Below are 18,188 nucleotides of genomic sequence, written 5' to 3'. Positions count from 1 at the left end.
GCTGTGGCAGCATCGGCATCATGCTGCCGCGGTCCGTCCCCCGCCTGCTCGCGGGGCTCCTCGTCTGTCTGGCCGCCCTGCTCGCGGGGTGCTCGGCCACGGACACCGGCACCCGCGCGCCCGCCCCGTCGTGGGCCGGGCACATGGCCACGGTCCAGGAGAACCGGCTCCCCGCCGAGGCCCGGCACACCCTCGCCCTCATCGACGAGGGCGGCCCCTACCCCTACGCGCAGGACGGCACCGTCTTCGGCAACTTCGAGCGCCGGCTCCCCGCGCACCCGCGCGGCTACTACCACGAGTACACGGTGCCGACCCCCGGCGCGCACGACCGCGGAGCCCGGCGCATCGTCACCGGGCAGGGCGGGGAGACCTACTACACCGACGACCACTACGACACGTTCCGGGCGGTACTGAGATGACCGACGACCTGGGGGAACGGTTCCTGGTCACGCTGGATCTGGACGGTGTCGCCGACAAGGCGGCGTTCATGGAGCGGGTCGTGCGCGCCCTGGACCTGCCGTACTGGTTCGGCCGCAACTGGGACGCGCTCGCCGACTCGCTCACCGACGACACCGTCTGGCCCGAGCCGGCCGTCGAGCGGGGCCTGCTGCTCGTCGTACGCGGCTGGGAGGAGTACGCGAGCGCGTGCCCCGAGGAGTGGGAGACCGCCCGGGAGGTGTTCACCGAGGCGGCGGACCAGATGCCGGGCCTGTCCGTGGCGCTGACACTTGGATGAACCCACAAAGACCCCTCTGACCTGCCTGGATGATTCGCCCGGGGTTCGTGGGGCGGCCGTCATGGGAGAATGAAGTACGTGCTCTTCCCCCTGGCTGACCTGTCCGGGGGCCACCTCTGATCGACTGGGATGTGCAGCACGTGCGTTTCCTCAACGACATCCAGCCTGCCTATGACCTGACCTACGACGACGTCTTCATGGTGCCGAGCCGCTCCTCCGTCGGCTCCCGCCAGGACGTGGACCTCGCCTCCCCGGACGGCACGGGCACGACCATCCCGCTCGTCGTCGCCAACATGACCGCCATCGCCGGCCGCCGCATGGCGGAGACGGTGGCCCGACGCGGCGGTCTGGTCGTCATACCGCAGGACATCCCGATCGACGTGGTCACCGAGGTCATCTCCTGGGTCAAGGGCCGCCATCTGGTGCTGGACACCCCGATCGTGCTGGCCCCGCACCAGACCGTCGCCGACGCCCTCGCGCTGCTGCCGAAGCGCGCGCACAACGCGGGTGTGGTCGTCGACGAGGGGCACCGGCCGATCGGCGTGGTCACGGACGCCGACCTCTCCGGCGTGGACCGCTTCACCCAGCTCGAAGTGGTCATGTCCAAGGACCTGCTGCTGCTCGACGCCGGCATCGACCCGCGCGAGGCCTTCAACGTCCTCGACACCGCCAACCGCCGCTACGCGCCCGCCGTCGACGAGGACGGCAAGCTCGCCGGCATCCTCACCCGCAAGGGCGCCCTGCGGGCCACGCTCTACACGCCTGCGACGGACGCGCACGGCAGGCTGCGCATCGCCGCCGCCGTCGGCATCAACGGCGACGCGGTGGGCAAGGCCAAGCAGCTGCTCGACGCGGGCGTCGACACGCTGGTCATCGACACCGCTCACGGCCACCAGGAGTCGATGATCAACACCCTGAGGGCGGTACGGGCGCTGGACCCGCAGGTTCCGCTCGTGGCGGGCAACATCGTCGCGGCCGAGGGCGTGCGTGACCTGATCGAGGCCGGAGCGGACATCGTCAAGGTCGGTGTGGGTCCCGGTGCCATGTGCACCACGCGCATGATGACCGGCGTCGGCCGCCCGCAGTTCTCGGCCGTCCTGGAGTGCGCCGCCGAGGCGAAGAAGTTCGGCAAGCACGTGTGGGCCGACGGCGGTGTCCGCCACCCCCGCGACGTCGCGATGGCGCTGGCGGCGGGCGCGTCCAACGTGATGATCGGCTCCTGGTTCGCGGGCACGTACGAGTCGCCCGGCGACCTCCAGCAGGACGCGAACGGCCGGCTGTACAAGGAGTCGTTCGGCATGGCCTCGGCGCGGGCGGTCCGCAACCGCACGTCGGAGGAGTCCGCGTACGACCGCGCCCGCAAGGGGCTGTTCGAGGAGGGCATCTCGACGTCCCGGATGTTCCTCGACCCGGCCCGCCCGGGCGTCGAGGACCTGATCGACTCGGTCATCGCGGGCGTCCGGTCGTCCTGCACCTACGCCGGTGCCGGTTCCCTGGAGGAGTTCGCGGAGCGGGCCGTCGTCGGCATTCAGAGCGCGGCGGGCTACGCGGAGGGCAAGCCGCTGCACGCCAGCTGGAACTGACACAACTCCCTTGTGCACGGCCCCTGTTGTCCCCTCGGCGGGAGAGCAGGGGCCTCGGCCTGTCCCGGCCGGGACCCGGAGTCGTCGGCGGTGGCGTCCAGCAGGCGGTCGCAACCATCGCAACGGCCTGCGCAACAAATGCGCGCGAACGTTCGATGAACGCAATGATCTTGCGGCGATGCGCAAGGTTGCTGCATTACGCCCGTGAAGGGGCGGCTCATAGGGTCTGCGCTGTACGTGGCGTGGCGAGGACCCCGCTCGGCGGTCCCCGCCCCCCGGGGCTCCGCCGGTCCCGCCCGCCCCCTTGACCGGCAGCGATAAGGAGCCGACGCGTGCTCGACCAAGGCGCACCCCCGCAGTCCCGCAGTCATCCAGCCCCCGGCGTCCCCGGCCTCGGCGCGCGTCTGATGCGCCGCAAGCCGGTGGAACGCCTGGTCGCGGAGGGTGGCCAGGGCGAGGGAGGGACCCTGCGGCGGTCCCTCGGGCTGTGGCAGCTCACCATGATCAGCATCGGTGCCACGCTCGGCACCGGCATCTTCGTGGTCCTCGGCGAGGCCGTGCCGAAGGCCGGACCCGCCGTCACGCTCTCCTTCGTGATCGCCGGCCTCACCGCCCTCTTCTCCGCCCTGTCGTACGCCGAGCTGGCGGGCACGATCCCCGTCTCCGGATCCTCCTACTCGTACGCATACGCAACGATGGGCGAGCTGATCGCCTGGATCTGCGGCTGGTGCCTGGTCCTCGAGTACGGCGTGTCGGTGGCCGCCGTCGCCGTCGGCTGGGGCCAGTACCTCAACGAGCTGCTGGACGGCACCATCGGCGTCACCATCCCCGCCGCGCTGTCGGCGCCGCCCGGGGACGGCGGCGTGTTCAACCTGCCGGCGCTGATCGTCGTGCTGCTCGCCATGGCGTTCCTGCTCGGCGGAGCCAGGGAGTCCGCCCGGGCCAACACCATCATGGTCATGGTGAAGATCGCCGCGCTGCTGCTCTTCTGCCTGATCGGCATCCAGGGCTTCCGCTCCGGCAACTACGCGAACTTCATGCCGCTCGGCATGGCCGGCGTCAGTGCCGCGGGGGCCACGCTCTTCTTCTCCTACATCGGCTTCGACGCCGCCTCCACGGCCGGTGAGGAGGCGAAGAACGCGCAGCGCGACCTGCCGCGCGCCATCATGTTGTCGCTGGTCATCGTCACGGCGCTGTACGTCGTCGTCGCGGCCGTCGCCGTGGGCGCGAAGCCCTGGCGCCGGTTCAATGACTCCGAGGCCGCGCTCGCCCAGATCATGAAGGACGTCACCGGGCAGACGTTCTGGGGCACGCTCCTGGCGGCCTGCGCGGTCATCGCCATCGCGAGCGTGGTCCTGACCGTGCTCTACGGCCAGACCCGCATCCTCTTCGCGATGTCCCGCGACGGACTGGTGCCCAAGGTGTTCTCGCGGGTCCACCCGAAGACCGGCACGCCCCGCGCCAACACGCTCATCGTGTCCGTCTTCTGCGGTGTGCTCGCCGCCGCGATCCCGCTCGGCCAGCTCGCCGACGCCACCAGCATCGGCACGCTGTTCGCCTTCGCGCTGGTCAATGTCGCGGTCGTGGTGCTGCGCCGGACCCGTCCGTACATGACCCGCACCTTCCGGGTGCCGCTGTCGCCGGTGCTGCCCGCGCTCGGCTTCGCCTTCTGCGTGTGGATGATGGGCAGCCTCTCGGCCGTCACCTGGGTGGTCTTCGGGGTCTGGATGGCCGTCGGGCTCGTGTTCTACTTCCTGTATGGCCACCGGCGGTCCCGGCTGGCCGCCGCGGACCCCGCGGGCACCGAAGTCGTCACAGAGAAGTGAACCACCCGCCTTGCTGAACGATCTCGACGAACGCATCGTGCACGCCCTCGCCGAGGACGCCCGCCGCTCCTACGCGGACATCGGGCAACTGGTCGGCCTGTCCGCGCCCGCCGTGAAACGGCGCGTGGACCGGCTTCGCGCGACCGGCGCCATCACCGGGTTCACCGTCCGGGTGGACCCGGGGGCGCTCGGCTGGGAGACCGAGGGGTTCGTCGAGATCTACTGCCGGCGCAACACCTCGCCGGAGACCATCCAGCGAGGCCTGGAGCGCTACCAGGAGGTCGTGGCCGCCTCCACCGTCACGGGTGAGGCGGACGCGATCGCCCAGGTCTTCGCCTCCGACATGCGCCACTTCGAGCGCGTGCTGGAGCGCATCGCGGGCGAGCCGTTCGTCGAACGGACGAAGTCGGTCCTGGTCCTGTCCCCCCTGCTGCGCCGCTTCTCGTCGGGCTCGCCCACCTGATCCGGGCGAGCGGTCACTCGGCCGTCTTGCGCGCCAGGGCGTTGTTGCCGATCGAGTTGTGCACGCTGAAGCTCACGGCGTCCGAGCGGTAGCGGTCGTCCGACCACTCCACCGGGCGGCCCTCGCGGGTGGTCGTGACCCGGCGGACGCGCAGCAGCGGGCTGGTGCGGCGGATGCCGAGCAGGTCGGCGTCCAGGGCGCCCGCCGCGACCGCGTCGATGACGTGCTCGCCGTATGCGAAGACCAGGCCCGTGTCATCGAAGAGCCGCTGGGTGACGGAGGGACAGTCCGGTTCGATGGCCTCGACCGCCGGGGCGATCCAGTCCGCGTACACCGTCCGCTCCAGCAGTACCGGCTCGCCGTCCAGACCGCGCACCCGCAGCACGTGCAACACAGGCGTACCGGCGCGCAGTTGCAGGCGGACGGCGTCCTCCTTCGTCGCCGGGCGGTGCTCCTGCGTCACGACGTGTCCCGTCGCCTCCCGGCCCATCGCCCGCGCCCATTGCGCGAAGCTGCGCAGCTCCTCGAAGCTCTGGCTGCGGCGGCTGGTCAGGACCACCCTGCGGGCACCCTGACGGGAGCCGATGAGCCCCTCGGCGGTGAGGGCCGCGACCGCCTGGCGGACGGTGCCGCGCGAGACGGCGTAGTGCGCAGCCAGCTCCGTCTCCGAGGGCAGCCGACTGCCGACTGTGTACTCCTCGCGGTCGATCGCCCGCCGCAGCTCGTCGGCGATCTCCTCGTGTCGCGCAGCCATGCTTCCTCTCCGGGTCGGTCGCTGTGCACAGCGTGACCAGCCTAATCGAGACCTGGGCGTGATCTGCGACGGTCTGGATTGTGCATACAACAGGGGCTCAAAGTTTCGCCACGGTTTACAGACAGGACACCGGCAGCGGGCGTACTGTGACGCAACTTGTTCAGACAAGTTGTCCCCGCCTCGTCTCCTCGCCCGTGCGTACCCCTGGAGTGACAGTGACAGTGTTCCCGCCGAGAACCGCCGTGCTCACCGGTGGCCTCGCCGTAGCGGCCGCACTCGCCCTCAGCGCCTGCGGCGCCGCCCCCGACGACGCGTCGACCACCGCGAACGGCAAGAGCGCGGCCACCGCGACCTCGGCCGCGGACTTCGGCGGCCTCGACGCCCTGGTCAAGGCCGCCAAGAAGGAGGGCACGCTGCACGCGATCGCCCTGCCCCGCGACTGGGCCAACTACGGCGCCCTGATCGACGGCTTCCACAAGAAGTACGGCATCAAGGTCGAGGTGGAGAACCCGGACGGGACCAGCCAGGACGAGATCAGCGCCGTCACCGCACGCAAGGGCCAGGACCGCGCGCCCGACGTCCTCGACCTCGGCAGCTCCTTCGCGCTCAGCGCCGCCCAGCAGGGACTGCTCGCCCCGTACAAGGTGGCCTCCTACGCCGGCATCCCGGCCGGCCAGAAGGACCCGCAGGCCCGCTGGTACAACGACTACGGCGGCTACATCTCCATAGGCTGCGACGCAAAGCGCGTGAAGACCTGTCCGACGACCTTCGCCGACCTGCTCAAGCCGCAGTACAAGGGCCAGGTCGCGCTCAACGGCAACCCCACCAAGTCGGGTTCGGCCTTCGGCGGCGTGTACGCGGCGGCGCTCGCGAACGGCGGCTCGTTCGACGACATCCAGCCCGGCCTCGACTTCTTCGCCAAGCTGAAGAAGAACGGCAACTACACGCCCGTGGAGTCGACCCCGGCCACCGTCGAGAAGGGCGAGACCCCGATCAGCATCGACTGGGACTACCTGAACGCCGGGTACGCCGACGAGTTCAAGTCCAAGGGCCTGGACTGGAAGGTCGCCGTGCCGACCGATGGCGTGTACGCCCAGTTCTACTCGCAGGCCATCAACAAGGACGCCCCGCACCCGGCGGCCGCCCGCCTGTGGCAGGAGTACCTCTACAGCGCCGAGGGCCAGAACCTCTGGCTCAAGGGCTACGCCCGCCCGGCCCTGATGGCCGCGATGGATAAGGCCGGCACCCTGGACAAGACCGCGGCGGCCAAGCTTCCCGAGGTCTCGGGCACTCCGTCCTTCCCGACCGAGGCCCAGCAGAGCAAGGCCAAGACGGTCATCGCGCAGGGCTGGGGGAAGGCCGTCTCCGGATGACCGCCGTCCTCACCGAGGCGGAGGTCGCGACCGCCGCTGCCCCTCGGCAGCGGCGGCGCCGCGCCTCCGGCGCGCTCGCCGTGCTCCCGCTGCTCGCCTTCACGGCGATCGCCTTCGGGATCCCCGCCCTCGCCATGCTGAACGGCGCCTTCACCGTCAAGGACCAGACGACCGGCGCCACCTCGTACAGCACGACCAACCTCACCGCCTCGCTGCACGGCGCCTACCTCACGGCCCTGGTCGGCAGCGTCGAGCTCTCCGCCGTCTCCGCCGCCATCGGCACCGTACTCGGGCTGCTGTTCGCCCAGGCCGTGGTGACCTCCCGCTTCCGTGTGCTGCGCGAGGCCGTGCTCACCGCGTCCGGGGTCCTCGCCAACTTCGGCGGCGTTCCGCTCGCGTTCGCCTTCGTCGCCACGCTCGGCAACTCCGGCGTGCTCACCCGCCGCCTGGGTCTGACCGACAAGGGCTGGAGTCTCTACAGCTTCTGGGGTCTGGTGATCGTCTATCTGTACTTCCTGATCCCGCTGATGGTCCTCACCATCACACCGGCTCTCGACGGACTGCGCGTCCAGTGGCGCGAGGCGGCGCAGAACAACGGCGCCACCACCGTCCAGTACTGGCGCCATGTCGCGCTGCCCGTCCTGCTGCCCTCACTGCTCGGCGGATTCGTGCTGCTCTTCGGCAGCGCCTTCGCCGCGTACGCCACGGCCGCGGCCATGGTGGGCAGCGCCGTCCCACTGGTCACCCTGCAGATCGCCGACGCCATCTCCGGCAACGTCCTGGTCGGCCAGGAGAACGTGGCGCTCGCCCTCAGCCTCGACATGGTCCTTGTCGCGGGCCTGGTCATGGCGGTGTACCTGCCCCTGCAACGACGGAGTACGCGATGGCTCGCCTGAACCTGTGGCGCTGGGCCGTCCTGGCCGGCGCCGGCCTGTACTTCCTGGTCCCGCTCGCCGCGTCCGTGATCTTCACGGTGGACGTGCCCGACCGGGGCGTCACCTTCGACGCCTACACCCAGATCCTCTCCACCGCCGGCTTCGGCTCCAGCCTGCTGCTGTCACTGGAGCTGGGCGCCGCCACGATCGCCCTGGTCCTGCTGCTGATGGTGCCCGCGATGGTCGCGCTGCGGCTGGGTGCGCCCCGGCTGCGGCCCGTCGTCGAGATGGTGTGCTCGCTGCCGCTGGTCGTACCGCCGATCGCGTTCGTCGCGGGGATCGCCACGGTGCTCAAGTGGGGGCCCGACCACCTCTCGCGCACGCCGCTCTTCCAGACCTTCGTGGCGATCCAGAACCCGAGCTTTCCGTTCGTGCTCGTCCTCGCCTACGTCGTGATGGCGCTGCCCTTCGTGTACCGCGCCCTGGACGCGGGCCTGCGCGCCATCGACGTGCGCACCCTCGTCGAGGCGGCGCGCAGCTGCGGGGCGAGCCGGCCGCAGGCGCTGCTCCACGCCGTGCTGCCCAATCTGCGCGGCGCGCTGCTGAACGCTTCCTTCCTCACGCTGGCGCTGGTCCTCGGCGAGTTCACCGTCGCCCAACTGCTGGGCTTCACGCCGTTCGCCGTGTGGATCTACAGCGTCGGCGGCTCGCAGGCCCAGATGTCCGTCGCCGTCTCCGTGCTCAGCCTGCTCGTCACCTGGGCCCTCCTGCTCTCGCTCGCCGTCTTCGGCGGGCGCTCCCGTACCGCCGCCAAGGGATGAACCACATGACGCTCGACATGGCCGCAACCCGCGCGAAGGCAGCGACGGTCGAATTCCGGGGACTGCGCCGGGAGTTCGGCCCGACCGTCGCGCTGGACGGACTCGACCTGACCGTACGGCCCGGCGAACTCCTCGCCCTGCTCGGCCCGTCCGGCTGCGGCAAGACCACCGCGCTGCGCATGCTCGCCGGGTTCGAGCACCCCGACACCGGTACCGTGCTCGTCGACGGGGAGGACGTCACCCGCATTCCGGCGCACCGGCGCGACGCCGGGATGGTCTTCCAGTCCTACAGCCTCTTCCCGCACCTGACCGCCCTCGACAACGTGGCCTTCGGGCTGCGCATGCGCAAGGTTCGCACCGCAGATCGGCGTGCCCGGGCGGCCGAACTGCTCGACCTCGTAGGCCTCGGCGACAAGGGAGAGCGCTTTCCGCACCAGCTCTCCGGCGGCCAGCAGCAGCGCGTCGCGCTGGCCCGCGCGCTCGCCCTGCGCCCCCGCGTCCTGCTGCTCGACGAGCCGCTGTCCGCCCTCGACGCCAAGGTGCGACTCGCACTGCGCGAGGAGATCCGCCGCCTCCAGCAGGAACTGGGCATCACCACCCTCTTCGTCACGCACGACCAGGAGGAAGCGCTGTCCATGGCGGACCGGGTCGCGGTGATGAGGGCCGGGAAGCTCGAACAGTGCGCCGCTCCCGCCGAGTTGTACGGCCGCCCGGCCACCGCCTTCGTCGCCGAGTTCGTCGGCACGATGAGCCGGATCCCCGGGCGGCTGTCCTCGGACGTCGTCGAGGTGCTCGGACAGCGGCTGCCCGTCGACGGCGACGCGCCAGCCGCGACCGAGGTGGACGTGCTGGTGCGGCCGGAGGCGGTACGGGTGACCGCGGACGACGAGGGGGGCGCGCGGGTGGCCGCAACCGCGTTCCTCGGTGCTGCGGTCCGGCTGACCGTACGCCTCGCCGACGGCACCGAGGTGAAGGCCGACCTGCCGGCGCACGAGGCCGCCGCCCTCGGCGCCGGTGCCGCGGTCACGGTGACCCTGCCGGACCGCCCGGTCCTGGTCGCCGAGCGCGCCCACTGACCCCCGAGAGCCGAATCCCCACAAACCCCCACAGGAAAGAGAGAACCGTGACCCGACTCCCGCTCCAGGCCGTCCTGTTCGACATGGACGGCACGCTCGTCGACACCGAGCGGCTGTGGTGGGAGGCGGTGGAGCGGGTCGCGGCCGGACTCGGCCGACCGCTCGGCGGCGACGACCAGCCGGACGTGCTCGGCCGTCCCGTGGAACACACGGCCGACTGGCTGGCCGGGCTCACCGGCGCCCCGGCTGCGGACGTGGCCGCCGACCTGCACCGAGCGTTCGCCGACCGGGTCCGCGGCGGCGTCGTGCCCCGCCCGGGCGCGCTCGACCTGCTCGACGCCCTCGCCCGCGACGGCATCCCCACCGCGCTGGTCACCGCCTCCCCGCGGGCCGTCGCCGACACCGTCCTCGACGTGCTGGGTCCCGACCGGTTCGCGGTCTCCGTCACCGCCGACGACACCGAGCGCACCAAGCCCGCGCCCGACCCGTACCTGGCCGCGTGCCGGGCGCTCGGGGTCGACCCCGGCGGCTGCGTGGCCGTGGAGGACACCCCCACGGGCGTCGCCTCCGCCGAGGCGGCCGGGTGTGCGGTGCTCGCCGTACCGTCGCTCGCGCCGATCGAGGCGGCGCCCGGACGGACCGTGCTGGCCAGCCTGGAGGAGGTCACGCCCGAGCGGCTGCGGTCCCTGCCGGCGTACGAACTCCGCGTGCTGACGTGGAACCTCTGGCTCGGCGGGAGCATGGTCGACGATCACCGGGCCAAGCAGCTCAAGGTCGTCCTGGAGACCGGGGCGGACGTGGTGGGTCTGCAGGAGACGGGCGGCACCGCGGCCCAGGAGCTGGCCGAGGCGCTCGGTTGGTACCACCACCGGGCGGGCGAGAACCTCGGAGTCATCAGCCGCCACCCGATCACGGCCCGCTTCGGAGATCCCGACGTGGGCTTCTACGGGGCGGCGGGCGTCCGCATCCGCCTCGGCCACGGGTGCGAGGTCGACGTCTGGACGGCCCACCTGGACTACACGCCGTACGGGCCGTACGAGTCCGCCTTCGACGGCCTTGCGGCGGCCGGGCTGATCGCCCATGAGGGGGTACGGCTGGCTCAGATGCGGGACACCCTGCGGAGGATCGAGGAGTCGGCGGACAGCGGTGTTCCGGTGGTGCTCGTCGGCGACTTCAACTGCCCCTCACACCTGGACCGACCCGACGTCGCCTGGCCGGTGACCAAGGCGGCCGAGGAGGCGGGCCTCAGCGACTCCTACCGCGAGGCGCACCCCGACCCGGTCGGCGACCCCGGCCACACGTGGTCCCCGATCCACCCCGTGCACGAGGACGGCAGCGGACGCCCCGAACCGCAGGACCGCATCGACTACGTGCTGCACCGGGGACTCACGGTCCTGGACTCCCGCACGGTCGTCACCGGCACTCCGCGCCCGTGGCCCGACGTCGCCGGCAACGACTGGCCGTCGGACCACGCGGCGGTGCTCACCACCTTCACCGTGCCGCGGACCGCCTGACCGGAGCGGACCCGGGCCGCCGTCACGCCCCACACGCCACTTCCTGCCGGTCGCCGCCGCCGGGGCCAGGCTGGAGAGGACCGCCGGACCAGACGTCACACCCGGGTCGGCCCGCGATCCGCGCGCCGGAGCGCACCACGGCGCCTTCTGCCGGGGCCGCTGCTGGTCGCTCATGGCGCTGCTGGCGGCGTTCGGCATGATGAACCTGTGGGCCATGGTGGGCCTGACGGCGGTCCTGAACACCGAGAAACCCGCTCCGGCAGGTCTCCGGTCGGCCAGGGTCGTGGGGATGACCTCCGTCGCCCTTGCCATGGTCGTCGTGTGGGTCCCGGAGCTGGCGCCCGCCCTGGTCTGCAACCGCACGTCAGCGGGGGATCCGGCTCCGAGGCCCGACAGGCGGGTCGAAGCCGGCCATCGGGAGCTGCGGGCAGCAGGGTGGGCGGGAATGCGCAACGAATCGCCGCCGCACCCCTGCCGGACGCAACGAATCGCTCATCGGCGCGCAACGGCTCCTTCTTGTCCGGCCCGAGGGCCCGACCGTACCGTCTAACTGACCCCCCGACCCTTCCGTACCGGTGGAGAGACACGCATGCGCACCGCCCTGCTCCAGAGCTCCGGACATCCCGGATCGGTCGGCGAGAACCTCAAGGTCCTCGACCAGGCCGCGGGGCGTGCCGCCGCCGCGGGCGCCGGGCTGCTGGTCGCGCCGGAGATGTTCCTGACCGGGTACGCGATCGGCGGTGACATCGCCCGCCTCGCCGAGCCCGCCGACGGCGACTCGGCGGACGCGATCGCCGAGATCTCCTCCCGGCACGGCGTCGCGCTCGCCTACGGCTACCCGGAGCGGGACGGTGAGACGGTCTACAACTCCGCCCAGCTGATCTCCGCCGACGGCACCCGCCTCGCGAACTACCGCAAGACCCACCTGTTCGGCTGCTTCGAACGCGACCACTTCACCCCGGGCGACCAGCCGGTCGTCCAGGCGGAACTCGACGGTCTGCGCGTCGGCATCATGATCTGCTACGACGTCGAGTTCCCGGAGAACGTCCGCGCCCACGCCCTGGCCGGCACCGACCTCCTGGTCGTGCCCACGGCGCAGATGCATCCGTTCCAGTTCGTCGCCGAGTCCCTCGTGCCGGTGCGGGCCTTCGAGAACCAGATGTACGTCGCCTACGTCAACCGGGTCGGCCAGGAAGGCGAGTTCGAGTTCGTCGGGCTCTCCACCCTGGCCGGTCCCGACGGGATCGCCCAGGCCAGGGCCGGCCGCGCCGAGGAACTAGTCCTCGCCGACGTCGACCCCGTCCGTCTCGCCGCCTCCCGCGAGGCGAACCCGTACCTGAAGGACCGCCGCCCCGGCCTCTACGGGTCCCTGGTCTGACCCCTCGTCCTTCCGAGCCTCCCCCGAGTTCTTTCCGCGCAAGGAGTCCGTAGCCCATGACGTCCACGGTGCCCAACGCCGTCGAGCACGCAGACGAGCAGCAGCCGCCGATCACCATGTTCGGCCCGGACTTCCCGTACGCGTACGACGACTTCCTCGCCCACCCGGCGGGCCTCGGCCAGATACCCGCGACCGAGCACGGCACCGAGGTCGCCGTCATCGGCGGCGGCCTGTCCGGCATCGTCGCCGCGTACGAGCTGATGAAGATGGGCCTCAAGCCCGTCGTGTACGAGGCGGATCAGATCGGCGGACGGCTGCGGACGGTGGGCTTCGAGGGGTGCGACCCGTCGCTGACCGCCGAGATGGGCGCCATGCGCTTCCCGCCGTCCTCCACCGCCCTCCAGCACTACATCGACCTGGCGGGCCTGGAGACGAGGCCGTTCCCCAACCCGCTCGCCGAGGCCACCCCGTCGACCGTCGTCGACCTCAAGGGCGAGTCGCACTACGCCGAGACGATCGACGATCTGCCGCAGGTCTACCGTGACGTCGCGACCGCCTGGAACCGGTGCCTGGAGGAGGGCGCCGACTTCTCCGACATGAACCGAGCCATGCGCGAGCGCGACGTCAAGCGCATCCGTGAGATCTGGTCGAAGCTGGTCGAGAAGCTCGACAACCAGACCTTCTACGGCTTCCTCTGCGAATCCGAGGCCTTCAAGTCCTTCCGGCACCGCGAGATCTTCGGCCAGGTCGGATTCGGCACCGGCGGCTGGGACACCGACTTCCCGAACTCCATCCTGGAGATCCTGCGGGTCGTCTACACCGAGGCCGACGACCACCACCGTGGCATCGTCGGCGGCTCCCAGCAGCTGCCGCTGCGTCTGTGGGAGCGCGAGCCGGAGAAGATCGTGCACTGGCCGCACGGGACCTCCCTGAAGTCCCTGCACGTGAACGGCGAGCCCCGCCCCGCCGTGACGCGGCTGCACCGCACCACGGGCAACCGGATCACGGTGACGGACGCGAACGGCGACATCCGCACCTACCGGGCGGCGATCTTCACCGCCCAGTCCTGGATGCTGCTGTCCAAGATCCAGTGCGACGACGCCCTCTTCCCGATCGACCACTGGACCGCCATCGAGCGCACCCACTACATGGAGTCCAGCAAGCTGTTCGTGCCCGTCGACCGGCCGTTCTGGCTCGACAAGGACGAGGAGACCGGCCGCGACGTCATGTCGATGACGCTGACCGACCGGATGACCCGCGGGACGTATCTGCTCGACAACGGACCCGACAAGCCCGCCGTCATCTGCCTGTCGTACACCTGGTGCGACGACAGCCTGAAGTGGCTGCCGCTGTCCGCCAACGAGCGGATGGAGGTCATGCTGAAGTCGCTCGGCGAGATCTACCCGAAGGTCGACATCAGGAAGCACATCATCGGCAACCCGGTCACGGTCTCCTGGGAGAACGAGCCCTACTTCATGGGCGCGTTCAAGGCCAACCTGCCCGGCCACTACCGCTACCAGCGGCGCCTGTTCACGCACTTCATGCAGGACCGGCTGCCCGCCGACAAGCGGGGCATCTTCCTCGCCGGCGACGACATCTCCTGGACGGCCGGCTGGGCCGAGGGCGCCGTGCAGACCGCGCTCAACGCCGTGTGGGGCGTCATGCACCACCTCGGCGGCGCGACCGACCCGGCCAACCCCGGCCCCGGTGACGTCTACGACGAGATCGCACCCGTCGAACTCCCGGAGGACTGACCCTCCTGAGGGAGGTCACACCCCGGCCGCCCGCGCCTTCTCGTACACCTCCGTGGCGACGTCCTTGAGCTCCTGGGCGTCCCGCGGGGTGGCCTGGAGGTCGACGAGGATCTCCTCCAGACCGATCGACGCGTGCGCGACCAGGTCCTCGACGATCTGGTCGGCGCTGCCCTGGAAGGGGCGGCGGTCGGCGCCGTCGTAGGCCTTGGCCTGGTAGTCGGCGTTCACCCGGAGGACCGTCTGGAGCGGCTCCGGACGGCCGCGTTCGGCCGCCAGGTCCTGCAGTTCCTGCCACTGGGTGGCGATCTGCTCGACGCCCATGCCCACCGGCAGCCAGCCGTCGGCGTGGTCCACGAGCCGGGTCAGGGCCTTCCTGCTGCTCGCGGCGAGCAGGATCGGGATCGGCCGGGCGGGCTTGGGGCCGACCACGGCGGACGTGATCTTCGTGATTCGGCCCTCGTAGCGCACCGGGTCCGGGCCCCACACCGCGCGGCACACATCGATCACCTCGTCCAGCACCTGGCCGCGCTCCTTGATCGGGCGGATGCCCGCGGCCGCGTACTCGTCCAGGGACCAGCCGGTGCCGAAGCCGGCGATCACCCGTCCACCGCTCGCCGCGTCCAGCGAAGCCAGGGCCTTGGCCAGCTGGAACGGCTGGTGCAGGGGGGCGACCAGCACGCTCGAGCCGAGCCGGGCCCGCTCGGTGGCCGCCGCGGCCAGGGTGAGGGTGACCAGGGGCTCGGCCACGTTGCGATACGAGTCCGGCCAGGGGAGGCCCTCGATGCCGTACAGGCCCTGACCGGCGGGCTCCGGGTACAGGGCCCGCTCGTACACCCACAGGCTCTCGTAGCCGATCTGTTCGGCGGTGCGTGCCACATCGGGCACGTCCTTGCCGATGTCGTACTGCCGGTTCTGCGGAAGGCCGAGTCCGAGCCGGGTCGCCATGCCTGTGCTCCTTCGCAAGGGGGTCTGCGCGGGTCAACGTACAGCGATCTCAAGGCAGTTCCCGGTTCGACGGGCAGGATGGCCGGATCAGCGCGGCAGTGGCGTGAGCAGCATCCGGCTCGCGAACCCCACCGCGGCGTCGAGGCGCCGTTCGAACTCCTCGGCGACGTCCGCCAGTTCCCGCAGTGCCCACAGGGCCCTGGCCGCCGACCAGGCCGCCTCGCGTGCCCGCTCCAGGCTCCAGGCGCCGATCAGATGGGTGAGCGGGTCGGCGATCTCGAGCAGGTCGGGACCGGGCATGAGGTCTTCGCGGATGCGTTCCTCCAGCGCGACGAGGACGTCGCCGACGCGCTCGAACTCGTTCTCGAGATCGGTCGGTTCGCAGCGGAGCGCACGACAGGCGTCCACGACGGCGAGCGCCAGGTCGTGCCCGATGTGCGCGTTGATGCCCGCGAGCGCGAACTGCAGCGGCCGTACGCCGGGATGGCGCCGGAACTGGAACAGCGGTCGCCAGCAGGCCGGGACCGGTGCCCCTTCGGCCACGGACAGATACCGCTCGGCGAACCGGACGTCCAGTGTGACCGCCTGCCGCCGGTCGGCGAAGTACCCACCGTCCAGGCGCCGGTCGATCTCCTCGGTGACGGCGAGGTAGACCCGGTTGAAGACCGCGACGCCGTCGTCTTCCGGCCAGGTCCCGCCGAGCGCGCGCATGCGAGTGACGACCGTGTCCACTTCTGTCGTGAACTGCTCCAACCGCACCATGAGGGAAGAGTTCCAGCCCTGGGGGTACCGGGGCACCACCGGCCCGCGGGCTTCCCCGGAACGGGGGATGGCACCGATGGGCCATGAGGGGGACAGGGGGAGCGGCAGGTGTCCGGCTTGCGCATCCGGCGGCCGGCCGAGCGGCGGGCCGCGCGCAGGTCCGCCTCGCGACGCGCCGCCATGGTGGCGGTGGCGTCGGTGGTGCACCGCGGCGGGGATGATGTCCGCGTTCGGCGACGGCCGCGGGACCGACCGGGCCCGGCCCGGCTCGCCCTGACCCGCCGGGCCGTCGTGCAGCCGCCACCCGTTCCGTCGTCGACGTCGGCCCGAAACGCCCGGGACGTCGTCGACGCCGCGCCCCACCCGGGTCTCGTCCGCCGCTCCCCGCCCCACTCCCTCCCCCTCCGCCCGCAGGCCGAGGACAGAGGTCGCGCCCGTGCGGCTCCACCGTCACCCCGACTCGCAGGTGCTGGACCGGATCGCCACCCACCCGGACGACCACCGGCGGGCCGTCATCGAGTCATGCATCGCCGACCGCCCCGCCGCCGTCCGGTTCGCCGACCCCACAGCGTCGACGATCACCGCGCGCGTGCGGGCCGTCACCTCGGCCGCGGCTGCCGAGGGCCGCGTCCCGCCCGGCCGGCGGTCAGTAGTGGGACCCGGCCGGCCGCGGGGTCGGGCAGACCCCGACGCCGCGTACGGGACAGGCCCGGATCGACGCCCATCTGTGGGTGAGCTGCCAGGCGCGTCGGACGGCTGCAAGGGAACGCCCGGGACGTTCTCGGCGTCGTACGCCTACGGCTTGGCGCGGTGAGCCTTCGCGTCGGCTTCCTCGTCGTAGGCGGAGGTGCCCGAGTCCAGGAGCGGCTCCTGGGCCTTGAGGTGGGCGGGGGCGAACGCCCGCAGCGCGTGGTAGCCGGTGATGACGACCAGCGTGCCCAGTGCGATGCCGCTCAGCGAGAAGTGGTCGGTGAACTTCATGGTGACGTTGCCGACCCCGATGATGATGCCCGCCGCGGCCGGCACCAGGTTCAGCGGGTTGCGCAGGTCCACCTTGGCATGGAGCCAGATCTGCGCGCCGAGCAGACCGATCATGCCGTACAGGATGACGGTGATGCCGCCGAGCACTCCGCCGGGGATGGCGGCCACGACCGCGCCGAACTTGGGGCAGATCCCGAACAGGAGGGCGAAGCCGGCCGCGGCCCAGTAGGCGGCGGTCGAGTAGACGCGGGTGGCGGCCATCACACCGATGTTCTCGGAGTACGTCGTGTTGGGCGGGCCGCCGACCGCGGTGGAGAGCATGGAGGCGACGCCGTCGGCGGAGATCGCCGTGCCCAGCCTGTCGTCCAGCGGATCGCCCGTCATCTCGCCGACCGCCTTGACGTGCCCCGCGTTCTCCGCGACCAGAGCGATCACCACGGGCAGCGCCACCAGGATCGCGGACCACTGGAAGGACGGTCCGTGGAAATGGGGCAGGCCGATCCAGTCCGCCTTGCCCACGCCGGACAGGTCCAGGCGCCAGTGATCGGTGAGCTTTCCGCTCGCGTCCACCGAGTGGATCTTCCCGAAGACGCGGTCGAACAACCAGGAGATCCCGTACCCGAACACCAGCCCGAGGAAGATCGCGATCCGGGACCAGAAGCCGCGCAGGCACACCACGGCCAGCCCGGTGAACAGCATCACCAGCAGCGCGGTCCACTGGTCCTGCGGCCAGTACGTCGACGCGGTCACCGGCGCCAGGTTGAAGCCGATCAGCATCACGACCGCGCCGGTCACGATCGGCGGCATCGCCGCATGGATGATCCGCGCCCCGAACCGCTGGACCGCGAGGCCGATGAGGAACAGCACGATGCCGACGACGAACACCGCGCCGGTCACGGTGGCGCTGGTGCCGCCCTGCGCCCGGATCACCGCGGCGACACCCACGAAGGACAGTGAACAGCCGAGGTAGCTCGGTATCCGGCCGCGCGTCGCCAGCAGGAAGATCGCGGTGGCGACGCCGGACATCATGATCGCCAGGTTGGGGTCCAGGCCCATGAGCACCGGCGCCACGAAGGACGCACCGAACATGGCCACGACGTGCTGGGCGCCGAGCCCGACCGTGCGGGGCCAGGAGAGGCGTTCGTCGGGACGGACGACCGCTCCGGGCGCGGGCGTGCGCCCGTCACCGTGCAGCTTCCAGCGCACGCCGAGGTCCATGGTGTGGCTTCTCTTTCTCTGTACATGAAGAACTGTCCGAACCATTGTCACCGGCACCAGCGGGCACTGCGTTCTCACACGGTTCCACTCACGAACTGCGTTCACATGGATGATCCGCGGCATGCGCAG

The 18,188-nt window shown here is 71.2% G+C and carries 18 protein-coding genes; 14 read left to right on the top strand and 4 right to left on the bottom strand.

The features are described from left to right. Window positions 1–20: 20 nt before the first annotated feature. The 5 genes from N8I84_RS08010 (at window position 21) to N8I84_RS07990 (ending at window position 4,608) form a co-directional block, all read left to right on the top strand. On the top strand, window positions 21–419 hold the full coding sequence (locus tag N8I84_RS08010; protein WP_263228902.1) for a ribonuclease domain-containing protein: 399 nt from the start codon (window positions 21–23) through the stop codon (window positions 417–419). After that, the gene (locus N8I84_RS08005) at window positions 416–736 is read left to right on the top strand and encodes a barstar family protein (RefSeq protein ID WP_200421171.1); all 321 of its coding nucleotides are present in this window, start codon (window positions 416–418) and stop codon (window positions 734–736) included. The genes N8I84_RS08010 and N8I84_RS08005 overlap by 4 nt, the downstream gene beginning before the upstream one ends. A gap of 140 nt (window positions 737–876) precedes the next feature. After that, window positions 877–2,319, top strand: a complete 1,443-nt coding sequence (locus N8I84_RS08000) for a GuaB1 family IMP dehydrogenase-related protein (protein ID WP_263234694.1) — start codon at window positions 877–879, stop codon at window positions 2,317–2,319. 332 nt (window positions 2,320–2,651) lie between these two features. After that, window positions 2,652–4,145 (top strand): amino acid permease, encoded by a 1,494-nt coding sequence (locus N8I84_RS07995; protein ID WP_263228901.1) that lies wholly within the window; start codon window positions 2,652–2,654, stop codon window positions 4,143–4,145. A 10-nt stretch (window positions 4,146–4,155) separates the two neighbouring features. Next, entirely contained in the window at window positions 4,156–4,608 is a 453-nt protein-coding gene (locus N8I84_RS07990; protein ID WP_263228900.1) for an Lrp/AsnC family transcriptional regulator, read from the top strand. A gap of 13 nt (window positions 4,609–4,621) precedes the next feature. Here N8I84_RS07990 and N8I84_RS07985 read toward each other — a convergent pair whose 3' ends face one another. Continuing rightward, on the bottom strand, window positions 4,622–5,362 hold the full coding sequence (locus tag N8I84_RS07985) for a GntR family transcriptional regulator (RefSeq protein ID WP_263228899.1): 741 nt from the start codon (window positions 5,360–5,362) through the stop codon (window positions 4,622–4,624). 215 nt (window positions 5,363–5,577) lie between these two features. Here N8I84_RS07985 and N8I84_RS07980 point away from each other — a divergent pair, with 215 nt between their 5' ends. The 8 genes from N8I84_RS07980 to N8I84_RS07945 are packed head-to-tail and all read left to right on the top strand — an operon-like array spanning window position 5,578 to window position 14,153. After that, window positions 5,578–6,735 (top strand): ABC transporter substrate-binding protein, encoded by a 1,158-nt coding sequence (locus tag N8I84_RS07980; protein ID WP_263228898.1) that lies wholly within the window; start codon window positions 5,578–5,580, stop codon window positions 6,733–6,735. Further along, entirely contained in the window at window positions 6,732–7,631 is a 900-nt protein-coding gene (locus N8I84_RS07975; protein WP_263228897.1) for an ABC transporter permease, read from the top strand. Before N8I84_RS07980 ends, N8I84_RS07975 begins: the two co-directional genes overlap by 4 nt. Next, window positions 7,619–8,431, top strand: coding sequence for an ABC transporter permease (locus N8I84_RS07970; protein ID WP_263228896.1), 813 nt, complete (start codon window positions 7,619–7,621; stop codon window positions 8,429–8,431). Before N8I84_RS07975 ends, N8I84_RS07970 begins: the two co-directional genes overlap by 13 nt. 5 nt (window positions 8,432–8,436) lie before the next feature. Next, window positions 8,437–9,507 (top strand): ABC transporter ATP-binding protein, encoded by a 1,071-nt coding sequence (locus N8I84_RS07965; protein ID WP_263228895.1) that lies wholly within the window; start codon window positions 8,437–8,439, stop codon window positions 9,505–9,507. Between the two features lie 47 nt (window positions 9,508–9,554). Then, window positions 9,555–11,021: an HAD-IA family hydrolase gene (locus N8I84_RS07960; protein ID WP_263228894.1), complete on the top strand. Its 1,467-nt coding sequence runs from the start codon at window positions 9,555–9,557 to the stop codon at window positions 11,019–11,021. A gap of 43 nt (window positions 11,022–11,064) precedes the next feature. Then, on the top strand, window positions 11,065–11,571 hold the full coding sequence (locus N8I84_RS07955; RefSeq protein ID WP_313884341.1) for a copper chaperone: 507 nt from the start codon (window positions 11,065–11,067) through the stop codon (window positions 11,569–11,571). Between the two features lie 39 nt (window positions 11,572–11,610). Then, complete coding sequence (locus tag N8I84_RS07950) at window positions 11,611–12,399, top strand: carbon-nitrogen hydrolase family protein (RefSeq protein WP_263228893.1); 789 nt, start codon at window positions 11,611–11,613, stop codon at window positions 12,397–12,399. Window positions 12,400–12,455: 56 nt separating this feature from the next. Continuing rightward, a complete protein-coding gene (locus tag N8I84_RS07945) occupies window positions 12,456–14,153 on the top strand; it encodes a flavin monoamine oxidase family protein (protein WP_263228892.1) in 1,698 nt (565 codons plus the stop codon). A 15-nt stretch (window positions 14,154–14,168) separates the two neighbouring features. Here the strand turns inward: N8I84_RS07945 and N8I84_RS07940 are convergent, their stop codons facing one another. Together N8I84_RS07940 and N8I84_RS07935 are read right to left on the bottom strand one after the other, a co-directional pair. Next, window positions 14,169–15,098 (bottom strand): LLM class F420-dependent oxidoreductase, encoded by a 930-nt coding sequence (locus N8I84_RS07940; protein WP_263228891.1) that lies wholly within the window; start codon window positions 15,096–15,098, stop codon window positions 14,169–14,171. A gap of 87 nt (window positions 15,099–15,185) precedes the next feature. Further along, on the bottom strand, window positions 15,186–15,860 hold the full coding sequence (locus tag N8I84_RS07935; protein WP_263228890.1) for a DUF5995 family protein: 675 nt from the start codon (window positions 15,858–15,860) through the stop codon (window positions 15,186–15,188). Window positions 15,861–16,296: 436 nt separating this feature from the next. Between N8I84_RS07935 and N8I84_RS43085 the strand changes: the two genes are divergently transcribed. Further along, entirely contained in the window at window positions 16,297–16,674 is a 378-nt protein-coding gene (locus N8I84_RS43085; protein ID WP_390898867.1) for a hypothetical protein, read from the top strand. Here N8I84_RS43085 and N8I84_RS07925 read toward each other — a convergent pair. Then, a complete protein-coding gene (locus tag N8I84_RS07925) occupies window positions 16,656–18,059 on the bottom strand; it encodes a uracil-xanthine permease family protein (RefSeq protein ID WP_263228889.1) in 1,404 nt (467 codons plus the stop codon). The genes N8I84_RS43085 and N8I84_RS07925 overlap by 19 nt on opposite strands. Window positions 18,060–18,188 lie beyond the last annotated feature (129 nt).

The organism is Streptomyces cynarae (genome assembly GCF_025642135.1).
GTDB classification, from domain to species: domain Bacteria; phylum Actinomycetota; class Actinomycetes; order Streptomycetales; family Streptomycetaceae; genus Streptomyces; species Streptomyces cynarae.
Note: the sequence above shows the minus strand (reverse complement) of the source record. Positions and strands in the feature narration are given on the sequence as shown.